At 46.2% G+C, this 1252-nt stretch carries 1 protein-coding gene; it reads left to right on the plus strand.

All coding sequences use genetic code 11. From position 1 onward, the window contains the following. The first annotated feature begins 124 nt into the window (after positions 1 to 124). Positions 125 to 1090: a hypothetical protein gene (locus ACYVRB_RS14210; protein ID WP_461216065.1), complete on the plus strand. Its 966-nt coding sequence runs from the start codon at positions 125 to 127 to the stop codon at positions 1088 to 1090. Positions 1091 to 1252: the final 162 nt, after the last annotated feature.

Genomic DNA, 1252 nt, shown 5'->3' on the forward strand with positions numbered 1-1252 from the left:
GGTCTGTTCGTGGTGCATCGATCACCAACTTCTCCGCTCAGTCAGTATTCGCAACGCTCCAAACGTTGCTTTCAGACCGGCCAGATGCGATTTCATGTCCCAAATACCGAGGTGAATAATCCAGGTGATTACACCTCAAGAACTTGAAACTGAATCGGCTAAGGGCAAGAAGTATCCTTTGGTATTTGCCCACCATGGTGGTTCCGTTCCGATACCAACCGATGAATTTCAATGTGGGTGGTGGCAGGTTGCCGCTGATGAACGAATCATGGTGGTCATGCTTCAAAACACAAACTGGGAAAACGTCCAACGTGTATTAAATATTCTAGAAGAATTATATCCAGTCGATTCTGAGCGCGTCTATATGACCGGAGAGTCTCAAGGTGGGTACGAAGTCACTTCTGCTTTGTTCCGCATGCCTGAACGCTTAGCTGCAGTTGTTACATGTGGCAATGACATTTGGCGCGACTGGGATAACTTCAATGTTAATTTTACCAGCAAAGAGAAAAAGCACCTTAAAGATACCTTTGTTCCGTTCATGCAAATCGTTGGTCAGTATGAAGCATCTAGCTTTGCTCCTGTCAACGACTGGTATCCTCGCAAAGATTGGGGGCGTTCGGCGGATTCCACTCACACATATCAAGATCCGCGTCGTGACGACAGCAAAGACCCAACGCATATTGTCGGCGGTAAGCGCCCATTCTCTAATCTACCTGAACCCCCTGATGGTGCTGATAAACACGAATGGATGATTGACCGTCTGAATATGCGTATGGATAGTCTAGGTTGTGCACCACGCGATGTTGCGACATGTATTGCATATTTGGACAATCCCGAGAATGACCTTCATAAAGTAATCGGATTTTACGGTGACAAAGAACAAACGTTACAGTTCTTCGGGTACAAACATTGGCGCCTAGACATCAACAACATTGACGGTCTCGATGCCTTTCGCTACATTGTCGTCGAAAATTCAGGCCATCATTGGCCTGTCATGGCAGCAAAACTAAGCTGGAACTTCATGAAACAGTTCAAACGAGATTCAACAACTGGCAAGATCATCAACACCGATGCTCCTGTAACAGCTTGATATAAGGAGGAGACAAAGATAATGGATAATACTAAACCTGGATTATTCACCTCGGTATTTGGGACATGAAATCGCATCTGGCCGGTCTGAAAGCAACGTTTGGAGCGTTGCGAATACTGACTGAGCGGAGAAGTTGGTGATCGATGCACCACGAACAGACCG

The sequence above is a fragment of the Lacticaseibacillus boliensis genome, assembly GCF_054784775.1.